The organism is Sphingomonas sp. FARSPH (assembly GCF_003355005.1).
Taxonomy (GTDB): Bacteria; Pseudomonadota; Alphaproteobacteria; order Sphingomonadales; family Sphingomonadaceae; genus Sphingomonas.
This window is the reverse complement of the sequence record NZ_CP029985.1, coordinates 3,130,802-3,154,499: the sequence shown is the minus strand read 5'-3', so window position 1 is coordinate 3,154,499 and position 23,698 is coordinate 3,130,802. Positions and strand designations below refer to the sequence as shown.

The following is a 23,698-nucleotide window of genomic DNA, read 5'->3' as shown; positions in this document are numbered from 1 at the left end:
GATGCGCAAAACGGTTCTCGCCGCCCTGATGCTCGCCTCTGTCGCGACCGGTGCGGTCTACGCCCAGACGGCCACTGCCCCCGCCGACACGGCCGCGCCTGCGCCGGGCAAGCCCAAGCTCGGTGATTTCGGCGTCGACCTTTCCGCGATGGACAAGAGCGTCCTGCCGGGCAACGACTTCTACAATTACGTCAACGGCGCGTGGATGAAGCGCACCGAAATCCCGGCCGACCGGGCGAGCTGGGGCGGGTTCGCGATCCTCGCCGACCTGTCGGAAAAGCGCACGCGCCAGGTGATCGAGGATGCGGCGGCGGCGCCCGCGCATGCCGGCGCGATGAGCGTCAACGACAAGATCGGCGTCACTTACGCCTCGTTCATGGATCAGGCGGCGATCGAGAAGGCGGGCGCCGCACCGCTCAAGCCGTACCTTGCAAAGATCGCCGCGATCCGCACGCAGGGCGACCTCGCCAAGGCATTTGCCGACGCGACGATCCACGGCCTCGACGTGCCGGTGGGCGCGGGCATCCAGCAGGATCTGAAGGACAATACCGTCTACGCCGTCTATCTCGGCCAGGGCGGCCTCGGCCTGCCGGACAAGGATTATTACCTCAAGGACGATCCCAAGTTCGCCGAGGCGCGGACCAAGTACGTCACCTACATCGGCGACATGATGCGTCTTGCCGGGCAGCCCGACCCCCAGGGTGCGGCGCAGCGCATCTACGATCTCGAAAAGCAGATCGCTGAGGTCCACTGGGATCGCACCGAGCTGCGTCAGGTCGAGAAGGGGTACAACCCGATGCCCGTCGCGCAACTCGCGACCGCGATGCCCGGTTTCGACTGGCAGGGCATGCTCGCCGCGCAGGGGCTGGGCAACCAGACGCGCGTCATCGTCGGCCAGCCTTCCGCGCTGACCGGCACCGCGAAGATCATCGCCGCGACGCCGCTTCCGGTGTGGAAAGAATATCTGGCGTTCCACACGATCTCGAACGCCGCGCCGTTGCTGTCGACGCCGTTCGTCAACACGCAGTTCGCCTTTTACGGCACTGCGCTGAACGGCACGCCGCAGCTCAAGGAACGGTGGAAGCGCGGCGTCGGCCTCGTCAACGGCAGCCTCGGCGAGGCCGTCGGGCAGGTCTATGTCCAGCGCTATTTCCCGCCCGAATCGAAGGCGAAGATGGACGAGCTCGTCCGCAACCTGATCGCGGCGATGGACATCCGCCTCCAGAACCTGACCTGGATGGCGCCCGAGACGAAGGCGAAGGCGCGCGCCAAGCTCGCCGCCTTCACGCCCAAGATCGGCTATCCCGACAAGTGGCGCGACTATTCGTCGCTGACGGTGGTGAAGGGTGACGTGCTGGGCAATGCGGATCGCGTCGCAGAGTTCGAATACAACCGCCAGCGCAACAAGATCGGCAAGCCGGTCGACCGCAGCGAATGGTTCATGACCCCGCAGACGGTCAACGCCTATGCCAATCCGCTGATGAACGAAGTGGTGTTCCCGGCCGCGATCCTGCAGCCGCCGTTCTTCGATCCCAACGCCGATCCCGCGGTGAATTATGGCGGCATCGGCGCCGTCATCGGCCACGAGATCAGCCACCATTTCGATGACCAGGGGCGCAAGTTCGACGCCAAGGGCAATTTCGCCGACTGGTGGACGGACGAGGACGTCAAGCGCTTCAACGCGATGACCGACAAGGTGGTGGCGCAATATAGCGCCTACGAACCGATCCCCGGTACGCACGTCAAGGGCGAGTTGACGCTGGGCGAGAACATGGCCGACCTCGCCGGCATCAACGTCGCGCACGACGCCTATATGATCTCGCTGAAGGGCAAGCCGGCGCCGGTAATCGGCGGCTATACCGGCAATCAGCGCTTCTTCATGGGCTTCGGGCAGGTGTGGCAGACCAAGATGCGCGAGGCGGCGATCAAGAACCAGCTGACGACCGATCCGCACACGCCCGGCCAGTATCGCGCCTATGTCGTGCGCAACCTCGACGCCTGGTATCCTGCGTTCGACGTCAAGCCGGGCCAGACCTATTACCTCGCACCGAACGATCGCATCCACATCTGGTAAACACGATCCGGGCGGGACCGGTGATCGCCGGCCCGCCCCTGTCGGAACAACCGTCAGAACAGAAAAAGACCGAGGGGAACGAATGAAGACGATCATCCTAGCAGGCCTGCTGGGCGCTACCGCCATCGCGGGCGTCGTCCATGCGCAACAGACCGCCACGACCAGCAACGCCGCGCCGCAGATCGGCCGGTTCGGCTTCGACGAACAGGGCATGGACAAGTCGGTCGCGCCGGGCGACGATTTCTATGCTTTTGCGAACGGCAATTGGGCCAAGACGACGGCAATTCCCGCCGATAAGGCAAGCTTCGGCGCGTTCGATACGCTCGCCGACCTGTCGCGCGACCGTACCCGCACGATCCTGGAAGCCGCGGCGAAGCAGAAGGGGTCGAAGATCGGCACCGCCTACGCGACCTATCTCGACACGGCGACGATCGACAAGAAGGGGCTGGCGCCCGTCCAGCCGTGGCTTACCAAGATTAAGGCCGCGACCAAGGCCAATTATGCGTCGCTGATCGCAGAAGCCGATCGAAACGGCGTCGGCGTGCCGTTCGGCGCCGGCGTCGGCCAGGACGACAAGGCGCCCGAAACCTATGTCGTCGAGATGCGCCAGTCGGGCCTCGGCCTGCCCGATCGCGATTATTATCTCGACGCCAAGAACGCCAAGGAAAAGGCGGCGTACGAAGCGCATATCGCCAAGATGTTCACGCTGGCGGGCGAGGCCAACGCCGCCGCACGCGCGAAGGCGCTGGTCGATTTCGAGACGCAGATCGCGCAGGTCAGCTGGACGCGGATCGACAGCCGCGACGCCAACAAGACGTACAACAAGATGACGGTCGCGCAACTGACGCAGAGCGCACTGGGCTTCGACTTCGTCACCTATCTGAAGGGTATCGGCACGCCGGTCGACACGCTCATCGTGTCTCAGCCCAGCGCGATTCAGGGCATCGCCCGGCTCGTCGGCGCGGCGCCGATGTCGGTGCTGCAGGACCAGTTGCTGCTCCGCACGCTCGACGGCTATGCCGGCGTGCTGCCGCGCGCGTTCGACCAGGAACAGTTCGCCTTCTACGGCACCACGCTGTCGGGCACGCCGCAGCAGGAGGACCGTTGGAAGCGCGCCGTCGGCTTCACCAGCAGCGCGCTGTCGGATGACGTCAGCAGGCTCTACGTCGCGCAATATTTCCCGCCGGAGACGAAGGCGGCGGCGGACCAGCTCGTCCGCAACGTCATCGCCGCGATGGGCAAGCGTATCGACGCGCTCCAGTGGATGGCGCCTGAAACCAAGGTCAAGGCGCACGCCAAGCTCGCTGCCTTCACGCCCAAGATCGGCTATCCCGATCGCTGGCGCGATTACCGCGCGCTGAAGATCGTTCCGGGCGACGCGTTCGGCAACGCCCTGCGCGCGCGGCAATGGGGCCACGACTATAACGTCCAGCACCTCGGCAAGCCGCTGCAGCGCTGGGAATGGGGCATGACCCCGATGACGGTCAACGCCTATGCCAATTTCGGGATGGTGGAGATCGTCTTCCCCGCAGCCATCCTGCAACCGCCCTTCTTCGATCCGAAGGCGGATCCGGCGATCAACTATGGCGGCATCGGCGCGGTCATCGGCCACGAGCTCAGCCATCATTTCGACGATCAGGGCTCGAAATACGATGCGCACGGCCAGCTGACCGATTGGTGGATGCCGGAGGACGTCACCCGCTTCAAGGCGCTGACGCAGCAGCTCGTCGACCAGTATGACGCGTACGAGCCGCTGCCGGGCATGCACGTTAAGGGTGCGCTGACGCTGGGCGAGAACACCGCCGACCTTGCCGGCCTGTCCGTCGCCTATGACGCCTACAAGGCGTCGCTCGGCGGCAAGGCGGCGCCGACGATCGACGGTTTCACGGGCGACCAGCGCTTCTACCTCGGCTGGGCGCAGGTGTGGCGGCGCAACTACCGCGAGGCGAACCTGAAGCAGCGGTTGATGACCGATCCGCACTCGCCCTCGCAGCAGCGCACCTGGGTCGTGCGCAATCTCGACCCCTGGTACGGCGCGTACAATCCGGCGCCGACGGGCAAGCTCGTCCTTCCGCCCGAAAAGCGCGTCCGCATCTGGTGACGCCGATCGCCGCCCCCTTCCGTGCTCGGGAGGGGGCGGCATCCATCCTTCTCGCGCGTCACCTCGCCGCAACCGCTTGACGGATCGGCGTCCTCCACCCGAAGAACGCGTCGATGGCCTCGCTTCCGTTTCCCGCCGACATGTCGCCGACCCGTCTCGCGCTGGCCATCGGCGTCGGCGCGTCGGCGTCGGCGGCGGCGATCGTCTTTCTTCTGGTCGGCAACGCGATCCTGGCCGCGGGTTTCCTCGCAGCGGCGCTGGTCGTCGGCGGCGTCGCCATCGCGGTTCGCCTGCTCATGCCCGTGCCGGAAAGCCAGCCGCGCAGCATCGACTGGGATTTCACACGCGCGGTCGCTCAGGCGAGCGGTGATGCGGTCGCGATCACCGACCGCGCCGGGCGGCTGGTGTGCGCCAACGACGCCTATGACCGGCTGTTCGCGGGTTTCCCCACGCCGCCTGGCCTGCCGCTGGACGACGACGGCATCGCGCGTCTGGGCGATGCGGGGCGCACCGCGTGGCGTGAAGGACGCGGCGTCGCATCCGGCCTTCGGGGCGAGGGGCGCTGCCTCGACGCGGAGATCGCGCGCGCGGGCGAGGATGGCGACATGCTCGTCTGGCGGTTCGCCATCGTCGCGCAGCGCGACCTCGCCGCCTCCGCCGAACAATTGCTCGCCGGTGCGACCGGAGACCGGCTGGGCGCGGCGGGGGTGATGGCAGCGCTGCTAGGCCCCGACGGTCGTATCCGTGCCGCCAACCGCGTGCTGGCGGTCCGCGCGCTCGGCGAATCCGGCCGGCTGGAGGGGCGCGATTTCGGCCGGCTGCTGATCACGGACAGCCGCGGCCTGGTCCGGTTCGAACGCGAGGGGCTCGACGGCACGCCGCTGCGCGTGTTGCAGATACCCTTCCTCGACGGACTGGAGGCGCCCGTTCTGGTCGCGATGCTGGACGACGAGGATACCGCGCCCGCGATCGGCGCGAGCGCATCGGCGCACGTGCGCAGCCTCGTCAGCCTGATGCCGTTCGGCATGGCGCTGGTCGATCGCGAAGGTCGCTTCCTGCAGATGAACGACGCGTTCTTGCGCGCGGCGCAGGTCGATGCCAAAGCGCCGCCGCTCTATCCCGGCGACCTGGTCGTGCGCGAGGACAAGGCCGCGGTCGCGGATGCGATCCGCCGTTTCGCGGGCGGCGCGACGCATTCGTCGGACATGGCGGTACGGCTGAAGAACCATCCCGACGAGCCCGTCGCGCTGACGATCGCGGGTGCGCGTGGCCTGGGCGATGCCGCGGTGCTGCTCAGCCTCAAGGACAATAGCGAGGAGAGCCGGCTGAAGCGCGAGGTGGCGCAGGCAACGAAGATGCAGGCGGTGGGCCAGCTCGCCGGCGGCGTCGCGCACGATTTCAACAACATCCTGACCGCGATCATCGGCCATTGCGACCTGATGATGATGCGCCATTCGCCCGGCGACAGCGACTACGACGACATCCAGCAGATCCGCACCAACTCCAACCGCGCCGCCAGCCTGACGCGCCAGCTGCTCGCGTTCAGCCGCCAGCAGACGCTGCGCCCGCAGGTGTTGCAGCTGCCCGATGTCGTCGCGGAGGTATCGAATCTGCTCAAGCGGCTGATGGGCGAACAGATTCGGCTGGACGTCAGCCACGGCCGCGGCCTCGGCGCGGTGCGTGCGGATCCCGGCCAGCTGGAGCAGGTCGTCGTCAACCTCGCGGTCAATGCGCGCGACGCGATGCTGGCCGCCAATCCGCGCGGAGGCGGCACGCTGACGATCCAGACCAAGGCGGTCAGCGCCGCGGAGGTTCGCGCGATGGCGTCGGACATCCTGCCCGTCGCCGATTATACCGCGCTCATCGTCAGCGACACGGGTACGGGCATCCCGCCCGACGTGCTGCCCAAGATTTTCGAACCCTTCTTCACCACCAAGGAAGTGGGAAAGGGGACGGGCCTTGGCCTGTCCACGGTCTATGGCATCGTCAAACAGTCCGGCGGCTGGATTTTCGCGGATTCGAAGCCGGGGCAGGGGGCGACTTTCTCCATCTACCTGCCGGTCCATGCCGCGGGCACCGCGCCGCGCCCGCAGCCGCAGCGTCCCGCGGCCAAGCCGGTGGAGATGTGGGGAACGGGCACGATCCTGCTCGTCGAGGACGAAGACATGGTCCGTGCCGTCGCCGAGCGCGCGCTGACGCGGCAAGGCTATACCGTCATGACCGCGGAGAACGGCGAGGCTGCGCTCGATCTGCTCGATCGTAACGGGCGGCCCGATCTTCTCATCAGCGACGTCGTCATGCCGACGATGGATGGTCCCACAATGGTCCGCCACGCGCGCGACCGGTACCCCGACCTGCCGATCATCTTCATGTCGGGCTATGCCGAGGAGCAGCTGCGCCGATCGATCGACCTCGACAACGTTGCCTTCCTGCCCAAGCCCTTTTCCGTCCAGCAGCTGGCGGAGGCCGCGCGCGACGTGCTGGCGGTGCGCTGAACCGCCCCGCAAACAAGATGTTGGCAAAGCGCAACGAGCGACGGTAAGGGCGGATCATGTCTTCGCCGACCCAGGTCCTCATCGTCGAGGACGAACCGCTGATCGCCATGATGCTCGAGGATTTTCTCGAAGTGCTCGACAAGCAGCATGTCGGGACGGTCGATACCGTCGCGGGGGCGCTAGAGCGGATCGAGGCCGGTGGCCTTGACGCCGCGATCCTCGACGTCAACCTGCGCGGCGGCGAGAAGAGCACGCCGGTCGCCGAGGCGCTGGCCGCCCGCAATATTCCCTTCGTCTTCGCGACCGGCGGCGGCGACGACAGCGTCGATCCGCACTTCCGCGACCGGCCCGTTCTGCAAAAGCCGTTCACGATGGATGGCGTGGCCAAGGCGCTCGAAGCGCTCTGAGCGATGTACGAGCAGACCGTGACGCATGTGTCACGGAACCTGTCCGTGCCCTCGCGCGCTCGGGCGCCATGACCGAGCAACCTCAAACTCCCGTCGCCATCGTCACCGGTGGCGAATCCGGCATCGGCGCCGCCTGTGTCCAGGCGCTGGCCTTGGCCGGCGCGCGCGTCGCCTTCACCTATTTCAAGGATGCGGATGCCGCGGCCCGGGTCGTCGCGGCATCCGGCGGCGCGGACAAGGCGCACGCGGTGCAATGCGACGTCGGCGACGAGGCGCAGGTCGAGGCGCTGTTTGCGGCTGCGGAACACGCGTTCGGCACGGTCACCTGGCTCGTCAATTCCGCGGGCCTCAACATGAGCGGCGTCAAGCTCGTCGATATGGAACTGGCGCAGTTCGACCGCGTGCTGCATGCCGACCTCGTCGGGCCGTTCCTGACCTGCCGTCGATTCACCCGCGCGCTGGTCAAGAGGGGCACGAAGGGACGGGTGGTCAACATCTCGTCGATCCACGAACACGCGCCGCGGCCCGGCGGCGTCGACTATGATGCGGCAAAGGGTGGCCTCGCGCAGCTGACCGCGACGCTCGCGCTGGAACTGGCGCCGCAGGGGATCGCGGTGAACGGCGTCGCGCCGGGCATGATCCTGACGCCGATGAATGCGCACGCTATGGACGATGCCGATTATCGCCGGAAATTGGAGGCGAACATTCCCTGGGGCCGCGCGGGCCGGGCGGACGAGGTCGCGACCCTCGTCGCCTTCCTGCTGTCGCCAGCGGCGGATTATATCACCGGCACGACCGTGACGATTGACGGCGCGCTGTCGCTCGTCATCGCGCAGGGTGCTTGAGGACGAACGATGCCGACCTACGCCGTGGAGCAGCTCGACACCGTCACGATCGCGCCGGGATCGCCGGTCGACGGCATGGACCTGATGAGCCCCTATGTCTGGCAAGAGCACGGCCGCTATCGCATGCTGGTGCGGGCGGTGCCCGACCCTCTGGGGCCGCACGATCCGACCGGCCTCATCGCGAGCGGCTGGAGCGACGACGGCCTCCATTTCACGATCGACGATCGCATCGCGATAGCGCCCGGCAAGAACGCGTCCGACCCGGATGCCGGCGGGTGCGAGGACCCGACCGTGATCGTCGATGCGGACGGCGCCTATGTCGTATATTACACCGGCGTCGATGCCACTCGGTCGCAGGGCGTGATGATCGTCGCCACCGGTCCGTCGCTCGATGCGCTCACGAAACAGCGCATCGTCCTCGCCGCGCCGCCGGGCGAGGGCAATATCAAGGAAGCGACCGTCGTCCAGACGCCGGCGGGAGACTGGCGGCTGTTCTACGAATATGCCGCCGCTGAAGAGGATGGCGTCGGCGCCTCGCGCGTCGGCGTCGCTGCCGCCTCGAAGCTTCACGACCGGTGGGAGGCGCAGGCCGATCCCTTTCCGATCCGCGCCGACTCATGGGATAATTGGCACCTGTCGACGGGGCCGATCTGTCAGCTGCCGGGCGCCGACTCCGTGATGTTCTACAATGGTGCGACGCTGGATGCGCGCTGGCGGATCGGCTGGATCAGCTTCTCGCCCGATTTCTCGGCGGTCACCGGACGCGGGCTCGAACCCGTCATCCTGCCGCCCCCACCCGTCGAGCGGAGCAAGACCGATATCGCCTTCGCGGCATCGACCGTCGTCGAGAACGGGATGATCTCGCTCTATTATTCGCTGGAAGATCGGACGCTGCGGCGCGCGCGACTTCGCTACTACGCGTAACAAGCTTGCGTTCAGGGTGTCTTCCGCGACATAGGGCTGCGCCATGACCACGTTCGACAAATCCCGCCTGCCCAGCCGCCATGTCTCCGTCGGTCCGGAACGCGCGCCGCACCGCTCCTACTATTACGCCATGGGCATCGCCGAAGAGGACATCGCCAAGCCCTTCGTCGCGCTGGCGAGCGCCGGCAACAATTCGGCGCCCTGCAACACCACGCTCGACGCGCAGGCGGATGCCGCGCAGCAGGGCGTGGTGCAGGGCGGCGGCATGCCGCGCCGCTTCAACACGATCACCGTCACCGACGGGATCGCGATGGGGCATCAGGGCATGAAGGCCTCACTGGTCAGCCGCGAGGTGATCGCCGATTCGGTGGAATTGTCGGTGCGCGGCCATTGCTACGACGCGCTCGTCGGCTTTGCGGGATGCGACAAGTCGCTGCCCGGCATGATGATGGCGATGCTGCGGCTCAATATCCCGTCGATCTTCGTCTATGGCGGATCGATCCTGCCCGGCCGTTTCCACGACCGCGACGTCACCGTCGTCGACGTGTTCGAGGTGGTCGGCAAACATGCCGCCGGCGCGTGCCCGCTGTCTGAGGTGCACGAGCTGGAGAAGGTCGCATGCCCTGGCCACGGCGCGTGCGGCGGTCAGTTCACCGCCAATACGATGGCCTGCGTCGGCGAGGCGATCGGCCTCAGCCTCCCCAACAGCAACATGGTGCCCGCGCCCTACACCAGCCGGGAGCAGATCGCGATCGCGGCAGGCGCACAGGTGATGGAACTCGTCGAGCGCCAGTTGCGCCCGCGCGACATCTGCACGCGCGCGGCGTTCGTCAACGCGGCGCGCGTCGTTGCGGCGACGGGCGGGTCGACCAACGCGGCGCTGCACCTGCCCGCCATGGCGAACGAGGCGGGCATCGACTTCGACCTGTTCGACGTCGCGGACGCTTTCAAATCAACGCCGTATATCGCCGATCTCAAACCCGGTGGCAGGTACGTCGCAAAGGATATGTACGAGGCGGGCGGCGTCTACATGTTGATGAAGACGATGCTGGCCGGCGGCTTGCTCGACGGCAATTGCATGACCGTGACGGGCCGGACGTTGGGCGAGAACATCGACCAGGTGACGTGGAATCCCGACCAGAAGGTGATTTACGACGTCAAGACGCCGATCACGCCAACGGGAGGCGTCGTGGGCTTGCGCGGCAGTCTGGCGCCCAACGGCGCGATCGTGAAGGTCGCGGGTATGCATCGCCTTCAGTTCGAAGGGCCCGCGCGGTGCTTCGACCGCGAGGAGGATGCGTTCGCCGCCGTCGAAGCGCGTGCGATCCGGGAGGGCGAAGTCATCGTTATCCGCTACGAAGGGCCAAAGGGTGGTCCCGGTATGCGCGAGATGCTGTCGACCACCGCTGCGCTTTATGGCCTTGGCATGGGCGAGAAGGTGGCGCTGATCACCGACGGGCGCTTTTCGGGCGGCACGCGCGGCTTCTGCATCGGCCATGTCGGGCCGGAAGCCGCGGAGGGCGGCCCGATCGCGCTGGTCGAGAACGGCGATACGATCCGCATCGATGCGGAGACAGGAACGATCGACCTGCTCGTCGACGCCGCCGTGCTCGATGCGCGGCGTGCGGCGTGGACGGCGTGGGTGAACGATTACGGCGCGGGCGCATTGTGGCGCTATGCCCAGAACGTCGGCCCTGCCTACCAGGGCGCCGTTACCCACCCGGGAGCGCGCGCCGAAACGCATGTCTACGCGGATATCTGACGCGATCGCAGGCGGCGCCCTGCTGCTGGTCGCCGCCTGTTCCGGCCCGTCGGACCGAACCGCGAATGCGCAGGCGCTCGGCAAGGTCGAGACGGAGCAGCGCAAGGCGGCTGACGATGAGGGACGTATCCTGTGCGCCCGGCGCGATGCGCCCATGGCGCGCGGCTGCACGATCGAACGGACCCAAACGCGGGGCGGATTGACGCTGACGGTTCGCCACGACGACGACGGCGGTTTCCACCGCCTGCTCGTGACGCGCGACGGTCGCGGCGTCGTCGCGGCGGATGGCGCCGAACCCGCCACGGTTCGCATCGTCGACGGGGGCATCGAAGTGGCGATCGGCGGCGATCGTTACCGCCTGCCCGCGACGATCCGCGCCGCGCGATGATCGATATCGCCGGGCAACCCGTCCGCACGGCAACACAGATGCGCGAGGCAGAGGCACGCGCGTTCGCCGCCGGTCGCGGCGCCGATGCGCTGATGGCGCAGGCGGGCGAGGCCGTGGCGATCGCGGCGCGGCGCTTTGCCGGCAGCGACCCGATCCTGGTGCTGTGCGGACCGGGCAACAACGGCGGCGACGGCTATGTCGCCGCCGGCATCCTTGGGCGCATGGGGCATCCCGTCCGCGTGGCCGCCATCGGCGAGCCGAGAACGGAGGTTGCCATGCGCGCGCGCGCCGGCTGGGGCGGCCCCGTCGAGGGGATCGAGGATGCGGCGCCGGCTGGGGTGGTGATCGATGCGATCCTGGGGATCGGCATGGAGCGTCCGCTCGCCGCGACATGGAACGACGCCCTCGCGCGGATGCGCAACGCCGCGCGTTTCATGATCGCGGTCGATGTGCCGACCGGGGTCGACAGCGACGTCGGCACCGTGCCGCCATGGCTGTGCAACGCATCGGTCGACCTGACGCTGGCGCTGGGGGCGGTCAAGCCCGCGCATCTGCTGCAACCCTCGGCGGCACGCTGCGGTGTTGTGCGGCTGGTCGACCTTGGCCTGGTACCCCAGAGCGTCGACGTCCGGGTCGCCGGCCGACCGACGCTTCCCGAACCGGGGCCGCAATCGCACAAATATTCGCGCGGGATGGTCGCGATCGTCACCGGCGGCATGGCCGGCGCGGCACGTCTCGCCGGCGAAGCGGCGCTGCGGAGCGGGGCGGGCTATGTCGCCCATTATGGCGATACGGGGCAGGGGGGCCCCGCCGCAATCGTCCACCGGGACTATGACCCCGCGCGGCTCGACGATCCTCGGATCGGCGCGATCGTCGTCGGCCCCGGCCTCGGCCGCGACGACCGTGCGCGAGCGAAGGTTGCGGCTGTGCTGGAGAAGCCCAGGCCGCTGCTCGTCGATGGCGATGCGCTCCACCTCGTCACCGTCGACGCGTTGCGCGCGCGTGCGGCGCCGACGATCCTGACCCCGCATGCCGGCGAGTTCCGCGCGCTGTTCGGCGAAGACGCGGGGACCACGATCGCGCGAGCACGCGCGGCCGCCGTCCGATCGGGCTGCATCGTCGTGCTCAAGGGCCCGACGACCGTCGTCGCCGATGCGGCAGGAGCGGTCGTTACGCCGCCGGGCAATCCGTGGTTGTCGACGGCGGGGACCGGTGACTTGCTGGCGGGTGCCATCGCCGCGCAACTCGCCCATCCCGATGCCGACGCGTTCGCCGCGGCGACCGCCGGCGTTTGGCTGCATGGCCGTGCGGCGCGCATCGCGGGCCGAAGCTTCATCGCGGACGACTTGGCAAGAGCGCTCACGCGCGCCAGAGCGGGTGCGTGACCGACCAGACCAACGACCCCTCCACCATCCTGCGCGTCGCGGCGCGCGGCGACGGCATGACCGCCGACGGACGCCACGCCGCCTTCGCCGCGCCGGGCGACCTGCTGGCCGACGATGGGCGGGTCATCCCCGGCCCGCACCATCAGGCCCCGCCATGCCGCCATTTCCCGGCGTGCGGCGGGTGCCAGCTGCAGCATCTCGACGACGACAGCTACGCCGCCTTCTGCACCGATCGCGTCGCGTCGGCGCTCGATGCCCAGGGGCTGTCCGCGCCGCTGCGGCCGCCACTCGTATCGCCACCACGGACCCGGCGTCGCGCGAACCTTCACGCGGAGGGCAAGGGCGGACGCGTGACGATCGGCTTCACCGGCGAAAAGAGCCATGCGATCGTCGATCTTGCCGAATGCCACGTGCTGGTGCCGGAGCTGTTCGCGCTGGTCGCGCCGCTGCGTCGCCTGCTCCAGCGGCTCGGGCTGCGCCGGCGCGCGGATATTCATCTGACGCTCGCCGATCAGGGTCCCGACATCCTCGTCTCCGGCATCAAGGCCGAAGGGCTGGCGGCGGCGGAGGCGATCACGCAATTCTGCGAGGGGCATGGCGTCGCCCGCTTCGCGCTGAACGATGGCCTTGGTCCGGAAACGCGCTGGGAGCCGCAGGGCGTTACGATCACGCTGGGCGGCGTCCCCGTGCCGTTGCCGCCCGCTTCCTTTCTGCAGGCGACGCGGGAGGGCGAGGCGGCGTTGGTCGCGGCGATGCGCGAGGCGGTGGCGGGCGCGGGCACGATCGCCGACCTGTTCAGCGGCCTTGGCACCTTCGCGCTGGCGATGCCGGGCCGGGTCTATGCCGCCGAGGGCGCGCGCGACGCGATCATGGCGTTGAAGGCGGGTGCGGCGCTGGCGCAGAAACCCGTATTCGCCGAACATCGCGATCTGTACCGGCGCCCGCTGACCGTCGCCGAGCTCGACCGGTTCGATGCCGTCATCCTCGATCCGCCCCGCAGCGGCGCGCGCGAACAGGTTGACGCGCTCGCCGCATGCCAGACCAAGGTTATCGGCTACGTTTCTTGCAATCCCAGCAGCTTCGCGCGTGATGCGAAGATCTTGTGCGAAGCCGGCTGGCGGCTGGATTGGGTGCAACCCGTCGGCCAGTTCCGCTGGTCGACCCATGTCGAGCTTGCCGCCCGCTTCGTACCTCAGGGATAGACGGCGCGCACGAAGAACAGCCCGTCGGGCGGTGCGTTGAGGCCGAGCCGCGCCCGGTCCCGTGCCGCCAGCGCGTCGGCGAGATCGTCCGCGCTCCATCGTCCCATCCCCACCATCGCCAGGCAGCCGACCATCGAGCGGACCTGATGATGGAGAAACGCGCGCGCCTCGGCGAACACCGTGATCCGCTCGCCGTTGCGCACAACGTCCAGCCGGTCGAGCGTCCGAACCGGATTGTCCGCCTGGCACTGCGCAGAGCGGAATGTCGTGAAGTCATGCCGCCCGACCAGGCGCTGCGCCCCGTCGTGCATCGCCGCCGCGTCGAGCGGTTGCGGCACCTGCCACGCCAGCCCTTTTTCGAACGTCAGCGGCGCGCGGCGGTTGTGGATGCGATATTCATACGCGCGCCCGATACAGGAAAAGCGCGCATGCCAGTCGTCCGGCACTATCTCACAGCCCAGGATCGCGACGGGCGCGGGCCGCAGCCGCGCGTTGAGCGCCTCTATCAGGCGGAACGGCGTCATCGCCTTGCGGATGTCCAGGTGCGCGCGCATCGCGAGGCCGTGGACTCCGGCATCGGTGCGCCCCGCGCAGTGCAGCGTCGCCGCCTCGCCCGTCACCGCCAGCACTGCCGCCTCGATCGCGCCCTGCACGCTCGGTCCGTGCGGCTGGCGCTGCCACCCCATGAAGGGGCGGCCGTCGAACTCCACGCTCAGCGCGAACCGCGTCAAAGCGCGGTGCCCGAGGGGACGGGAAAGCCCCGCAGAAGCTCTACCGCGCTCGTCACGCTGCGCCCGGCGCGCTGCACCAACGTCGGGCGGATCGCGCCGTCGCCGCACGCGATCGTCAGCCGGTCGTCCACCGTTTCGCCCGCCCCGCCGGGAAAGGTGAAGGGCAGCGCGTCGCAGGCGAGCAGCTTGACGCGCTCGCCCTTCAGGTCGAACCACGCGCCCGGCGCCGGGTTCATCGCGCGGACCAGCCGCTCGACCGCGATCGCGCTCTGCGTGAAATCGATCCGCGCCTCGGCCTTGTCGATCTTGGCGGCGTAGGTGATGCCGTCCTCCGGCTGCGGCACGGGCGGATGACCCTCGAGATCGGCGAGCACATCGATCATCAGGCGCGCGCCGAGCGCGGCGAGTTCCGCGGTCAATTCGCCCGTCGTCTTGCGGGCGATCGGCACACGCCCTTCCAGCCGCACCGGCCCGGTATCGAGCCCGGCCTCCATCTGCATGATGCCGACCCCCGTCTCCGCATCCCCCGCCAGGATCGCGCGCTGCACCGGCGCCGCGCCGCGCCAGCGCGGCAACAGCGATCCGTGGACGTTGAGGCAGCCGTGAAGCGGCGCGGCCAGCACCGGCTTCGGCAGGATCAAACCGTAGGCGGCGACGACCGCGACGTCGGGCGACAGCGCGGCAAAGGCGGCGTGTTCGTCGGCGCCTTTGAGCGATACGGGCGTGCGCACGGGGATGCCCAGCGCCTCCGCGCGCCGCTGCACGGGGGAGGGCACCAGCTCGCGCCCGCGCCGCCCGCCCGGCCGCGGCGGCTGGCTGTACGCCGCGACGACGTCATGCCCCGCCGCCACCAACGCGTCCAGCGTCGGCACCGCGAAGTCCGGGGTTCCCATGAAGATGATCCGCATGCCCGGCCTTCAACGCGCTGGCGGCGGGCGGCGCAACCCCCTATCTGTCGGATGCTATGGCGTCCCCCGAAATCGAAGCGCTCACCCAGGCGCTGGCGCGTCTGCCCGGCCTTGGCCCCCGGTCGGCCCGGCGCGCCGTCCTGCACCTGCTGAAGAAGCGCGAGGCCGCGCTCGGGCCGCTGCGTGCCGCGCTGGAGGCGGTCGACGAACGGCTGGAGACGTGCGGCGTGTGCGGCAATGTCGACACCGCCAACCCTTGCGCGATCTGCACCGACCCGCGCCGCGACGCGCGGGCGCTGTGCGTGGTAGAAGAGGTGGCGGACCTGTGGGCGCTGGAACGCTCGCGTCTCTTCCCCGGTCGCTTCCACGTGCTCGGCGGCCGCCTGTCGGCGCTGGAGGGGGTGCGGCCCGAGGATCTGGCGATCGACGCGCTCGTCCGCCGGATCGAGGCGGGCGGGATCGACGAGGTCGTGCTGGCGATGAACGCGACGCTGGAGGGGCAGACGACCGCGCATTACCTCGCCGACCGGATCGAGCGCTTCCCGGTCCGCGTGACGCAGCTCGCCCATGGCCTGCCCGTCGGCGGCGAGCTCGATTATCTCGACGAAGGCACGCTGGCGCAGGCGCTTCGCGCGCGTCGTCCCGTCGCCTGATGGCCGCCCGAGGAGGGCGGCGGCTTGACGCCCCGCCACCCGCGCCATAGCTGACCAGGCATGGCCGTACTTCCCATCGTCGAAATCCCCGACCCGCGTCTTCGCCTTGTCTCCAAGCCCGTTGCGGCGATCACAGACGAAACGCGCGCGCTCGTCGCGGACATGCTCGACACGATGTACGATGCGCACGGCATCGGGCTCGCCGCGATCCAGGTCGGTGTCGACAGCCGCATCCTCGTCATCGATCTTCAGGACGAAGAGGACGAGGAGGGCAAGCCGATCCGCAAGCCCCACGCCTATATCAACCCCGAGATCGTCTCCGTCTCGGACGAACTGTCGTCCTACAACGAGGGCTGCCTGTCGATCCCGGAGCAATATGCCGAGGTGAAGCGCCCCGCGCGCTGCCGCGTGACGTGGCAGGACGAAACCGGCGCTGCGCACGACGAGGAACTCGACGGCCTGCTCGCGACGTGCATGCAGCATGAGATCGACCATCTGAACGGCGTGCTGTTCATCGACCACATCAGCCGCCTGAAGCGCGACATGCTGATCAAGAAGCTCAACAAGACGCGCAAGGCGGGCTGACCGACCGAATTTGGTTGGCCTGCGCCTAATGTTCGTTCTATGTTCCGATATTGCTGATCCGCCGCAGCCCGCTTCGATGGGGGCGAGGCATGCGATCTGTGCGACTTTTGCGAACTTCGGGAGCGGTGCGTGGAGCAAATAATGATCGTTGCGGTGCTTGCGCTGGCTGCGGGCGTGTTGATCGGCTGGCTGCTGGCCAGCCGGCGCGCGGGCGGGCTGGCGGCCGATCTGGCGGTGGCGCAGGCGCGCGCCGCGGATGCCGATCTCGTCCGCCAGGCGCGCGACGCGGTCGAGCGGGAGCGGAACGAGGCGATGCGCGAGGCGGCGTCGCTGCGTGCGCAGAACGAGGAGCGGGCGGGGCTCGCGGAACGATTGCATGGCGAGCTTTCGACCGTGCGCGCCGATCGCGATGCCGCGCGCGCCGAGATTGCGACGCTGCGCGCGCAGGGCGAGGCGTTCGAGGCGCGGCTGGTCGAACTGCGCGAGGCGAAGGACGTCCTCTCCGCTCAGTTCGGCGAGGTCGCCAACCGCCTGCTGTCTGATGCGCAGAAGGCCTTCCTCGAACGCGCCGAGGCGCGGTTCCGCCAGTCGGAGGAATCCGCTGGGCAGAATCTCAAGGCGCTACTGCAACCGGTCAACGAGCGCCTGCAACGCTATGAGGAAGGCGTCGCCAAGGTCGAGGCGGAGCGGCGCGACGCGTTCGGCGATCTCAAGGGGCAGATCGAGCAGATGCGCTTGGGGCAGGAGCGTGTGTCCGGCGAAGCCGCGAAACTGGTCAATGCGCTGCGCAATGCGCCCAAGGCGCGGGGGCGGTGGGGCGAGCAGCAATTGCGCAACGTTCTGGAAAGCTGCGGCCTTTCCGAACACACCGACTTTCGCATGGAGGTCAGCGTCGCGGATGGCGAGGGTGGACGTCTACGGCCGGATGCGATCGTGCACATTCCCGGCGGCAAGTCGTTGATCATCGACGCCAAGGTCTCGCTCAATGCCTATCAGGATGCGTTCGGGGCGGTGGACGATACGGAGCGGCTCACGGCCCTCACCGCGCACGCCGCGTCGATCCGCGCGCATATCGTCGGGTTGGCGGGCAAGGCCTATTGGGCGCAGTTCGACGATACGCCCGATTACGTCATCATGTTCATCCCCGGCGAACACTTCCTGTCCGCGGCGCTCGAACACGATCATGATCTGTGGCAGTTCGCCTTCGACAAGCGCGTGCTGCTCGCGACGCCGACCAACCTCGTCGCCATCGCGCGCACGGTTTCCGCGGTCTGGCGGCAGGAGAAGCTGGCGCGCGAGGCACGCGAGATCGGCACGCTGGGCAAGGAACTCTATCAGCGGCTCGCGGTCATGGGCGGCCATGTCGCGCGGCTCGGCAAGAATCTCGATACGGCGATGGGCGCCTACAACGCCTTCGTCGGCAGCCTCGAAAGCCAGGTTTTGACCAGTGCGAAGCGGTTCGAATCGCTCAATATCGATACCGGCGGCAAGGCGATCGACGCATTGCCCGTCGGCGAACAGACCGCACGACCGTTGACCAAGCTCACCACCGCACCGGAGGAGGCCGCCTAGCGCGCCCTGATTTCGCTCAGCGCGAAAGACTCCAACACGGTGGGATATCGGCGGCCGGCACCGCGTTTCGAGAAACCTGTCAGTCATGCTGACGGGTTGGGAGATGGGCGTGAGCGAGCAGTATCGAGCGACGCTGGTCATGGACCACGATGGCGAACTGGGGGGTCGCGTGATGGGCGATGTCGTCGTCCGCCGCGGCTGTCGCGTCAGGATTTCGGCCATGGTCGCCGGCGACCTGCGCGTCGAACAGGGCGCGGAGGCGGAGGTGTCGGGCCTGATCGCCGGGCGCATATGGCAGGATGGCGGGCGCGTATTGGTAGCGGGACCCGCCTGATCCGCGATCAGCCCCGCTGCTGCGCCAGCACCTCATAGGCCATCACCGCGGTCGCCACCGCGGCATTCAGACTGTCTGCTTTGCCCAGCATCGGTATCTTGACGAGCAGGTCGCACGCCGCGGCATAATCGGCGGGCATACCCTGCGCCTCGTTGCCGGTCAGCAGGAACGTCGGCGCGTCGTAGCGCGCGGCGCGATAGTCGTGCTCCGTATCCAGGCTGAGCCCGACGAGCTGGCCCGGCCCCTCTCGCAGCCAGGCGAGGAACGGCGCCCAGTCGCTGCGCACCACGGGCATGGTGAACAGTGCGCCCATGCTGGCGCGGACGGCCTCGACCGAGAAGGGATCGACGCACTCGCCGATCAGGATCAGCCCGCCCGCACCGACGGCGTCGCCGGTGCGCAGGATCGTGCCCAGATTGCCCGGATCGCGCAGCCGCTCGGCGACCAGCCAGATTCCCGAGGCGGTACGGTCCAGGTCGGCGAGGCCGACGTCGAATTCGTCGAACACCCCGACGACGGCCTGCGGGTTATCCTTGCCCGACAGTTTCGACAGGATGTCGGGCGTCGTCTGGATCGATTCGCCGCCCGCGGCCTCGACCTCGATCGACAGGTCGTGGACGAGCGGATGCCCTGCGCTCTGCCCCGCGTAGAACAGCAGCCGCGGTAGGCGCCCCGCCTCGCGCGCCTCGGTCAGGATGCGCAGGCCCTCGGCGAGGAACTGGCGTGCCGCACGGCGATGACGTTTGTCGCGCAGGTCGCGGACACGCTTGACGAGCGGATTGGAAAAGGCGGTGATCTCTCGCGGCATGACGACGTCCCTCCCGCATCGGCGGGCAGGTCCGCAAGCTCAATCTTCGCCGAACTTCGCCTCGACGAGGTCGCACAGCGCCGCGACCGCCGCGTCGGCGCCGTCGCCCGACGCGCTGATCGTGATCGAATCGCCCTTGGCCGCGCCGAGCATCATCAGGCCCATGATCGACGTGCCCGTCACCGCGCCCTCGTCCTTGCGCACCTGCACCTCGCACGGCTGGGACGAGGCAAGCGTCACGAACTTGGCGCTGGCACGCGCGTGCAACCCGCGCTTGTTGGTGATGAGGACGGTGCGCTCGATCCCGCTCATGCCGCGGCCTCGCCCAGCACCTCGGAGGCGACCGAGATATACTTGCGGCCGGCCTCGCGCGCGGCGGCGACCGCATCGACGACCTTCATCGCCTTGCGCGCCGACCCCAGCCGGATGAGCATCGGCAGGTTCATGCCCGCAATCACCTCAACCCGCCCGCGCTCCATCAGCGAGATGGCGAGGTTGGACGGCGTCCCGCCGAACAGATCGGTCAGCACGATGACGCCGCGGCCCGCATCCACCTGGGCGATCGCGGCGGCGATGTCGGCGCGGCGCGTTTCCATATCGTCGTCGGGACCGATGGAGATCGTCGCGATCCGCTCCTGCGGGCCGACGACATGGACCATCGCGACGACAAACTCCTCGGCGAGCCGCCCGTGCGTCACCAGTACAAGGCCAATCATCTCAGACGTGTTACTCATGCTTTGGCCGGTGGCCCTTCGAGCGAGTCCTGCGGCGCGGCCTGCAGGTCGCGATGCGTGATGGTGGGCGAAAAACCATCCGCGCGCAACCGGCTGCCGAGCGTCTCGGCGACATGGACGGATCGGTGGCGCCCGCCGGTGCACCCGATCGCGACCGTGACATAGGCTTTGCCCTCGGCGCGGTATCGCGGCAGCAGCAGCGCGAGCAGCCCCTCGATCCGGTCGATCGCCTCCGGATAGGCGGGATCGTCCGCGACATAAGCGGCGACATCCGCATCGAGCCCAGTTCCGGGCCGCAGCGCGGGCACCCAGTGCGGATTGCGCAGGAAGCGCATGTCGAACACCAGGTCCGCATTGCGCGGCAGGCCGCGCGCGAACCCGAACGAGACGATCGACAGCACCGGCTCGTCCGCACCGGCGCGCGAGAAGGTTTCGCGGATCTGCTGCGCGAGCGCATGCGCGGACAGGCGGGTCGTGTCGATCAGTCGGTTCGCCCAGTCGCGCAAGGGGGCGAGCAATTCGCGCTCGCGCCCGATGCCGTCGCTCGCCGGGCGGTCCGGCGCGAGCGGATGGCGCCGCCGCGTCTCGGAATAGCGTCGCTCCAGCTCCGCGCCGGCGCAGTCGAGGAACAGCATGCCGATGTCGAGACCGTGTTCGTCGCGCAGCCGCCGGATACGCTCGACGATCCGCGCCGGATCGAAATCGCGCGTCCGCGTACCGATGCCGATCGCCAGCGGCCCGTGCGCATCGCCGATCCCCTCGGTCAGCGGCGCATCGAGCAGCCGGTCGAGCAGCACGAGCGGCAGATTGTCGACGACTTCCCAGCCGATGTCCTCGAGCGTCTTGAGCACGGTCGACTTGCCCGCGCCCGACATGCCGGTGACGAGCAATATGTCCTTGCGCCGGCTCATGCGGGCGTCGCCTCCGGCTGGCGGAGGGCCCATTCGACCTTGAGCGGCGCGGATATGTGCATCGCATCCAACACCACCTCCCGCACCGCGATGCCGCAGATGCGCCGGATCCGCCGGTCGGGCAGGCGCACGGGCGCCTCGCCCAGCCGCACGATCAGGTGCACGGGTACATCCTGCACGACCGGCAGGGTGAGGATACCCAGCCCGCGTACCTCGATCCGCCCGCGGATCGTGTCGGGCGCGCGTGCGACGAGGCTGCCCGCGCTGCGGACCAGCAACGTATAATCGTCGCTGATCAGCGTCGCCCCCCGGTCGATCAGGCGCAGCGCGAGGTCGGACTTGCCGACGCCCGACGCGCCTTCCAGCAGCACGGCCTGCCCGTCGATGGCGATCGCGGTCGCGTGCAGGGTTTCCGACGACAGGATGGTCATGGTCTTTCGCTCGGGCTCACGATATGTCCGCTCTTCCCTGACCGTCGCCGCCGGGCAAGCGAACGACGAAGCGCGCGCCCGTTAGCCGATCCTCGCGCGATTCGACGGTGATCGCACCCTGATGCGCCTCGACGATGGTGCGCGCAATGGCAAGGCCCAGCCCCGAATGCTGGCCGAACGCCTCGCTCGACGGGCGGATCGACTGGAACCGGCGGAAGATCGCCTCACGCGCCTCCTCGGGCACGCCCGGGCCTTCGTCCTCGACCCGCACGACCAGCATATCCTCCTGCCGCCCCGCCCAGATCGCGACGAGGCCGCCGTCGGGGGAAAAGGACAAGGCGTTTTCGATGAGGTTGTCGAACACGCGCTCCAGCCGCGCGCCTTCGCCGATCGCGACCAGCGGTCCGTCGCCGCGATCGAAGACCAGGCGGATGCCGCGCTCGACGCCGCGCGTCTGGCGCTGTCCGACGAGGCCGGCGATCATCGCTGCGATATCGACCGGCTCGAACTTCGCGCGGCTGAGCTGCGCGTCGAGGCGCGAGGCTTCCGAGATATCGGTGATCAGGCGGTCGAGGCGATGGACGTCGTCCCGCACGATATCGAGCAGCCGCTCCTGCAGGGCGGGGTCCTTGACATGCCCCAGCCCCTCGACCGCGGAGCGGAGCGAGGCGAGCGGATTCTTGAGTTCGTGCGTCACGTCGGCGGCGAACGCCTCGGTCGCATCGATCCGATCGCGCAGCGCCAGGCTCATATCCGACAGCGCGCGCGCCAGGCTGCCGATCTCGTCGCGGCGCGAGGGCAGGCGGGGCACCACGACCTCGCGCGCGCGGCCCAGCCGGACGCGCACCGCCGCGCGCGCCAGCCGGCGCAGCGGGCGTACGATCGTGCGGGCGAGGAACAGCGACAAGAGGATCGAGATCAGCGTCACCCCGGCGAGCACCAGGCTCAGGCGAAACCGCTCGATCCGCACCGTCTGCGTGATGTCGCGGGCGTTGACCGTGGTCATCACCGCGCGGCCCTTCGGCAACGGCGCGGCGGATGTGATGACGGGCGTGCGATCGGGGGCGCGCCAGACGCTGGTCGACACGACGTTGCGTGCGGTCGCCGCGACGTCGGGCCATTGCCGCCCGTCGGTCCGTTCCCGGTACAGCGGCGCGCGCGCGGCGCCGACGACCGTGTCAATGACGGCGTCGAGGAAGCGCGCCACCGTCTGGTTCCATGCCTGTTTGTCGGGATCGCGCAGCTGGAAGTTGCGGACGCCGAGGTCGCGGCTGTCCGCGATCGTCGCCCCGTCCGGGTCGAACACGCGCACGCGCGCGCCGGTGTCGCGGGCGAGCCGTTCGATCAGCGCGTCGCGCTGCGCGGGTTCGACCATCGCCAGCGATTCGGCGATCAGCTCCGATTCGCGGCTCGCCTGCGCGATGCGGCCATCGACGATCCGGCTGCGATAGGAATCGAGATAGAAGAAGCCGCCGGCGAGTAGCAGCAGCGCAAGGATGTTGACGGCGAGGATACGCCGCGTGAGCGAGATGTGGCCGGACCAGCGGAGCGCGAGGTCGCGCCCCTCGCTGCCGTCACTCCTCGGAGAATCGGTATCCGGCGCCATAGAGCGTCTCGATCGCGTCGAAGTCGGGGTCGACCTGGCGGAACTTGCGGCGCAGGCGCTTGATGTGGCTGTCGATCGTGCGATCGTCGACGTAGATGTCGTCGTGATAGGCGGCGTCCATCAACTGGTTGCGCGTCTTCACGATGCCGGGTCGCTGCGCCAGCGTCTCCAGGATCAGGAATTCGGTGACGGTCAGTGTCACCACCTCGCCGGCCCAGGTCGTGCGGTGGCGCGCCGGGTCCATGCTCAGCCGGCCGCGCTCGATCGGCACGACGGGCTCGCCGGCGTCCTCCGCATGGCCCTGCGGCACGGTGGCATCGGTCCGGCGCAGGATTGCGCGGATGCGCGCGATCAGCAGGCGCTGGCTGAACGGCTTGGCGATATAATCGTCCGCCCCCATCGCCAGGCCCAGCGCCTCGTCCAGCTCGTCGTCCTTGCTGGTCAGGAAGATGACGGGAATGCGGCTCTTCTCGCGGAGCCGGCGCAGCAGCTCCAGCCCGTCCATCCGCGGCATCTTGATGTCGAAGATCGCAAGGTCGGGCGGATTGTCGCTCAGCGCCTTCAGCGCGGTCTCGCCGTCGCTGTAGACGCGCGTCAGGAACCCCTCGGCCTGCAGCGCGATCGAGACGGAGGTCAGGATGTTGCGGTCGTCGTCGACCAGCGCGATCGTCGCGGTCATGCGGGAAGGGGCCTCCTGAGCATCCGCTGGCGGTAGGGCAAAGCGGGGACCGGCTCAACCGGTTCGCACGCGACGTTACGGAATGCGTGGGTTTGACGCTGTCGCTTTTGCCGCTTAAGCGGGATGCACAGGCCGGCACGCGTACTTTCCCTCCCCAGGACGC

Annotated in this window: 23 protein-coding genes; 14 read left to right on the top strand and 9 right to left on the bottom strand. The window is 68.6% G+C overall.

Features of this window, described 5'->3' with window-relative positions:
* Window position 1 precedes the first annotated feature (1 nt).
* From DM480_RS14920 to DM480_RS14875, 10 genes are all read left to right on the top strand, one after another.
* Window positions 2-2,074 carry a M13 family metallopeptidase gene (locus DM480_RS14920; protein WP_115381425.1) on the top strand — a complete coding sequence of 691 codons (2,073 nt, stop codon included), beginning with the start codon at window positions 2-4 and terminating at the stop codon, window positions 2,072-2,074.
* Between the two features lie 82 nt (window positions 2,075-2,156).
* Window positions 2,157-4,175 carry a M13 family metallopeptidase gene (locus DM480_RS14915; RefSeq protein ID WP_115380280.1) on the top strand — a complete coding sequence of 673 codons (2,019 nt, stop codon included), beginning with the start codon at window positions 2,157-2,159 and terminating at the stop codon, window positions 4,173-4,175.
* Between the two features lie 113 nt (window positions 4,176-4,288).
* Window positions 4,289-6,670, top strand: a complete 2,382-nt coding sequence (locus DM480_RS14910; RefSeq protein ID WP_115380278.1) for a hybrid sensor histidine kinase/response regulator — start codon at window positions 4,289-4,291, stop codon at window positions 6,668-6,670.
* Window positions 6,671-6,726: 56 nt separating this feature from the next.
* Window positions 6,727-7,077, top strand: coding sequence for a response regulator (locus DM480_RS14905; RefSeq protein WP_115380276.1), 351 nt, complete (start codon window positions 6,727-6,729; stop codon window positions 7,075-7,077).
* 68 nt (window positions 7,078-7,145) lie between these two features.
* Window positions 7,146-7,922, top strand: a complete 777-nt coding sequence (locus DM480_RS14900) for an SDR family NAD(P)-dependent oxidoreductase (RefSeq protein ID WP_115380274.1) — start codon at window positions 7,146-7,148, stop codon at window positions 7,920-7,922.
* Window positions 7,923-7,931: 9 nt separating this feature from the next.
* The gene (locus DM480_RS14895; RefSeq protein ID WP_115380272.1) at window positions 7,932-8,846 is read left to right on the top strand and encodes a glycosidase; all 915 of its coding nucleotides are present in this window, start codon (window positions 7,932-7,934) and stop codon (window positions 8,844-8,846) included.
* A 43-nt stretch (window positions 8,847-8,889) separates the two neighbouring features.
* Window positions 8,890-10,608: a dihydroxy-acid dehydratase gene (gene ilvD / locus DM480_RS14890; protein WP_115380270.1), complete on the top strand. Its 1,719-nt coding sequence runs from the start codon at window positions 8,890-8,892 to the stop codon at window positions 10,606-10,608.
* On the top strand, window positions 10,589-10,996 hold the full coding sequence (locus DM480_RS14885; RefSeq protein WP_232834036.1) for a hypothetical protein: 408 nt from the start codon (window positions 10,589-10,591) through the stop codon (window positions 10,994-10,996). The genes ilvD and DM480_RS14885 overlap by 20 nt, the downstream gene beginning before the upstream one ends.
* Entirely contained in the window at window positions 10,993-12,381 is a 1,389-nt protein-coding gene (locus DM480_RS14880) for an NAD(P)H-hydrate dehydratase (RefSeq protein WP_115380268.1), read from the top strand. Before DM480_RS14885 ends, DM480_RS14880 begins: the two co-directional genes overlap by 4 nt.
* A gap of 56 nt (window positions 12,382-12,437) precedes the next feature.
* Window positions 12,438-13,583, top strand: coding sequence for a class I SAM-dependent RNA methyltransferase (locus DM480_RS14875; protein ID WP_115381420.1), 1,146 nt, complete (start codon window positions 12,438-12,440; stop codon window positions 13,581-13,583).
* Here DM480_RS14875 and truA read toward each other — a convergent pair.
* Both truA and fmt read right to left on the bottom strand, forming a co-directional pair.
* Window positions 13,574-14,314 (bottom strand): tRNA pseudouridine(38-40) synthase TruA, encoded by a 741-nt coding sequence (truA, locus tag DM480_RS14870; protein WP_115380266.1) that lies wholly within the window; start codon window positions 14,312-14,314, stop codon window positions 13,574-13,576. The two genes, DM480_RS14875 and truA, sit on opposite strands and share 10 nt — an antisense overlap.
* Window positions 14,311-15,222 (bottom strand): methionyl-tRNA formyltransferase, encoded by a 912-nt coding sequence (gene fmt / locus DM480_RS14865; RefSeq protein WP_115380264.1) that lies wholly within the window; start codon window positions 15,220-15,222, stop codon window positions 14,311-14,313. Before fmt ends, truA begins: the two co-directional genes overlap by 4 nt.
* Before the next feature lie 56 nt (window positions 15,223-15,278).
* On the opposite strand from fmt, the gene recR reads away from it, so the two are divergent.
* The 4 genes from recR to DM480_RS14845 all read left to right on the top strand — a co-directional run bounded on the left by recR (window position 15,279) and on the right by DM480_RS14845 (window position 18,366).
* The gene (gene recR / locus DM480_RS14860) at window positions 15,279-15,875 is read left to right on the top strand and encodes a recombination mediator RecR (protein WP_115380262.1); all 597 of its coding nucleotides are present in this window, start codon (window positions 15,279-15,281) and stop codon (window positions 15,873-15,875) included.
* A gap of 60 nt (window positions 15,876-15,935) precedes the next feature.
* Window positions 15,936-16,460: a peptide deformylase gene (def, locus tag DM480_RS14855; protein ID WP_115380260.1), complete on the top strand. Its 525-nt coding sequence runs from the start codon at window positions 15,936-15,938 to the stop codon at window positions 16,458-16,460.
* Window positions 16,461-16,601: 141 nt separating this feature from the next.
* On the top strand, window positions 16,602-18,032 hold the full coding sequence (gene rmuC / locus DM480_RS14850; protein WP_198665854.1) for a DNA recombination protein RmuC: 1,431 nt from the start codon (window positions 16,602-16,604) through the stop codon (window positions 18,030-18,032).
* Window positions 18,033-18,141: 109 nt separating this feature from the next.
* Window positions 18,142-18,366, top strand: a complete 225-nt coding sequence (locus tag DM480_RS14845) for a hypothetical protein (RefSeq protein WP_232834035.1) — start codon at window positions 18,142-18,144, stop codon at window positions 18,364-18,366.
* A 7-nt stretch (window positions 18,367-18,373) separates the two neighbouring features.
* Here the strand turns inward: DM480_RS14845 and DM480_RS14840 are convergent, their stop codons facing one another.
* Genes DM480_RS14840 through DM480_RS14810 form a run of 7 tightly spaced genes read right to left on the bottom strand, consistent with a single transcriptional unit; the run spans window position 18,374 to window position 23,535 of the window.
* On the bottom strand, window positions 18,374-19,174 hold the full coding sequence (locus tag DM480_RS14840; protein WP_115380256.1) for a TrmH family RNA methyltransferase: 801 nt from the start codon (window positions 19,172-19,174) through the stop codon (window positions 18,374-18,376).
* A gap of 39 nt (window positions 19,175-19,213) precedes the next feature.
* Window positions 19,214-19,486 carry an HPr family phosphocarrier protein gene (locus DM480_RS14835; protein ID WP_115380254.1) on the bottom strand — a complete coding sequence of 91 codons (273 nt, stop codon included), beginning with the start codon at window positions 19,484-19,486 and terminating at the stop codon, window positions 19,214-19,216.
* Window positions 19,483-19,890 carry a PTS sugar transporter subunit IIA gene (locus tag DM480_RS14830; RefSeq protein WP_115380252.1) on the bottom strand — a complete coding sequence of 136 codons (408 nt, stop codon included), beginning with the start codon at window positions 19,888-19,890 and terminating at the stop codon, window positions 19,483-19,485. The genes DM480_RS14835 and DM480_RS14830 overlap by 4 nt, the downstream gene beginning before the upstream one ends.
* Window positions 19,891-19,904: 14 nt before the next feature.
* Window positions 19,905-20,819: an RNase adapter RapZ gene (gene rapZ, locus DM480_RS14825; RefSeq protein WP_115380250.1), complete on the bottom strand. Its 915-nt coding sequence runs from the start codon at window positions 20,817-20,819 to the stop codon at window positions 19,905-19,907.
* Window positions 20,816-21,250 (bottom strand): HPr kinase/phosphorylase, encoded by a 435-nt coding sequence (locus DM480_RS14820; RefSeq protein ID WP_115380248.1) that lies wholly within the window; start codon window positions 21,248-21,250, stop codon window positions 20,816-20,818. The genes rapZ and DM480_RS14820 overlap by 4 nt, the downstream gene beginning before the upstream one ends.
* Before the next feature lie 16 nt (window positions 21,251-21,266).
* Complete coding sequence (locus DM480_RS14815) at window positions 21,267-22,856, bottom strand: sensor histidine kinase (protein WP_115380246.1); 1,590 nt, start codon at window positions 22,854-22,856, stop codon at window positions 21,267-21,269.
* A complete protein-coding gene (locus DM480_RS14810) occupies window positions 22,825-23,535 on the bottom strand; it encodes a response regulator transcription factor (RefSeq protein ID WP_115380244.1) in 711 nt (236 codons plus the stop codon). The genes DM480_RS14815 and DM480_RS14810 overlap by 32 nt, the downstream gene beginning before the upstream one ends.
* Between the last annotated feature and the right edge of the window lie 163 nt (window positions 23,536-23,698).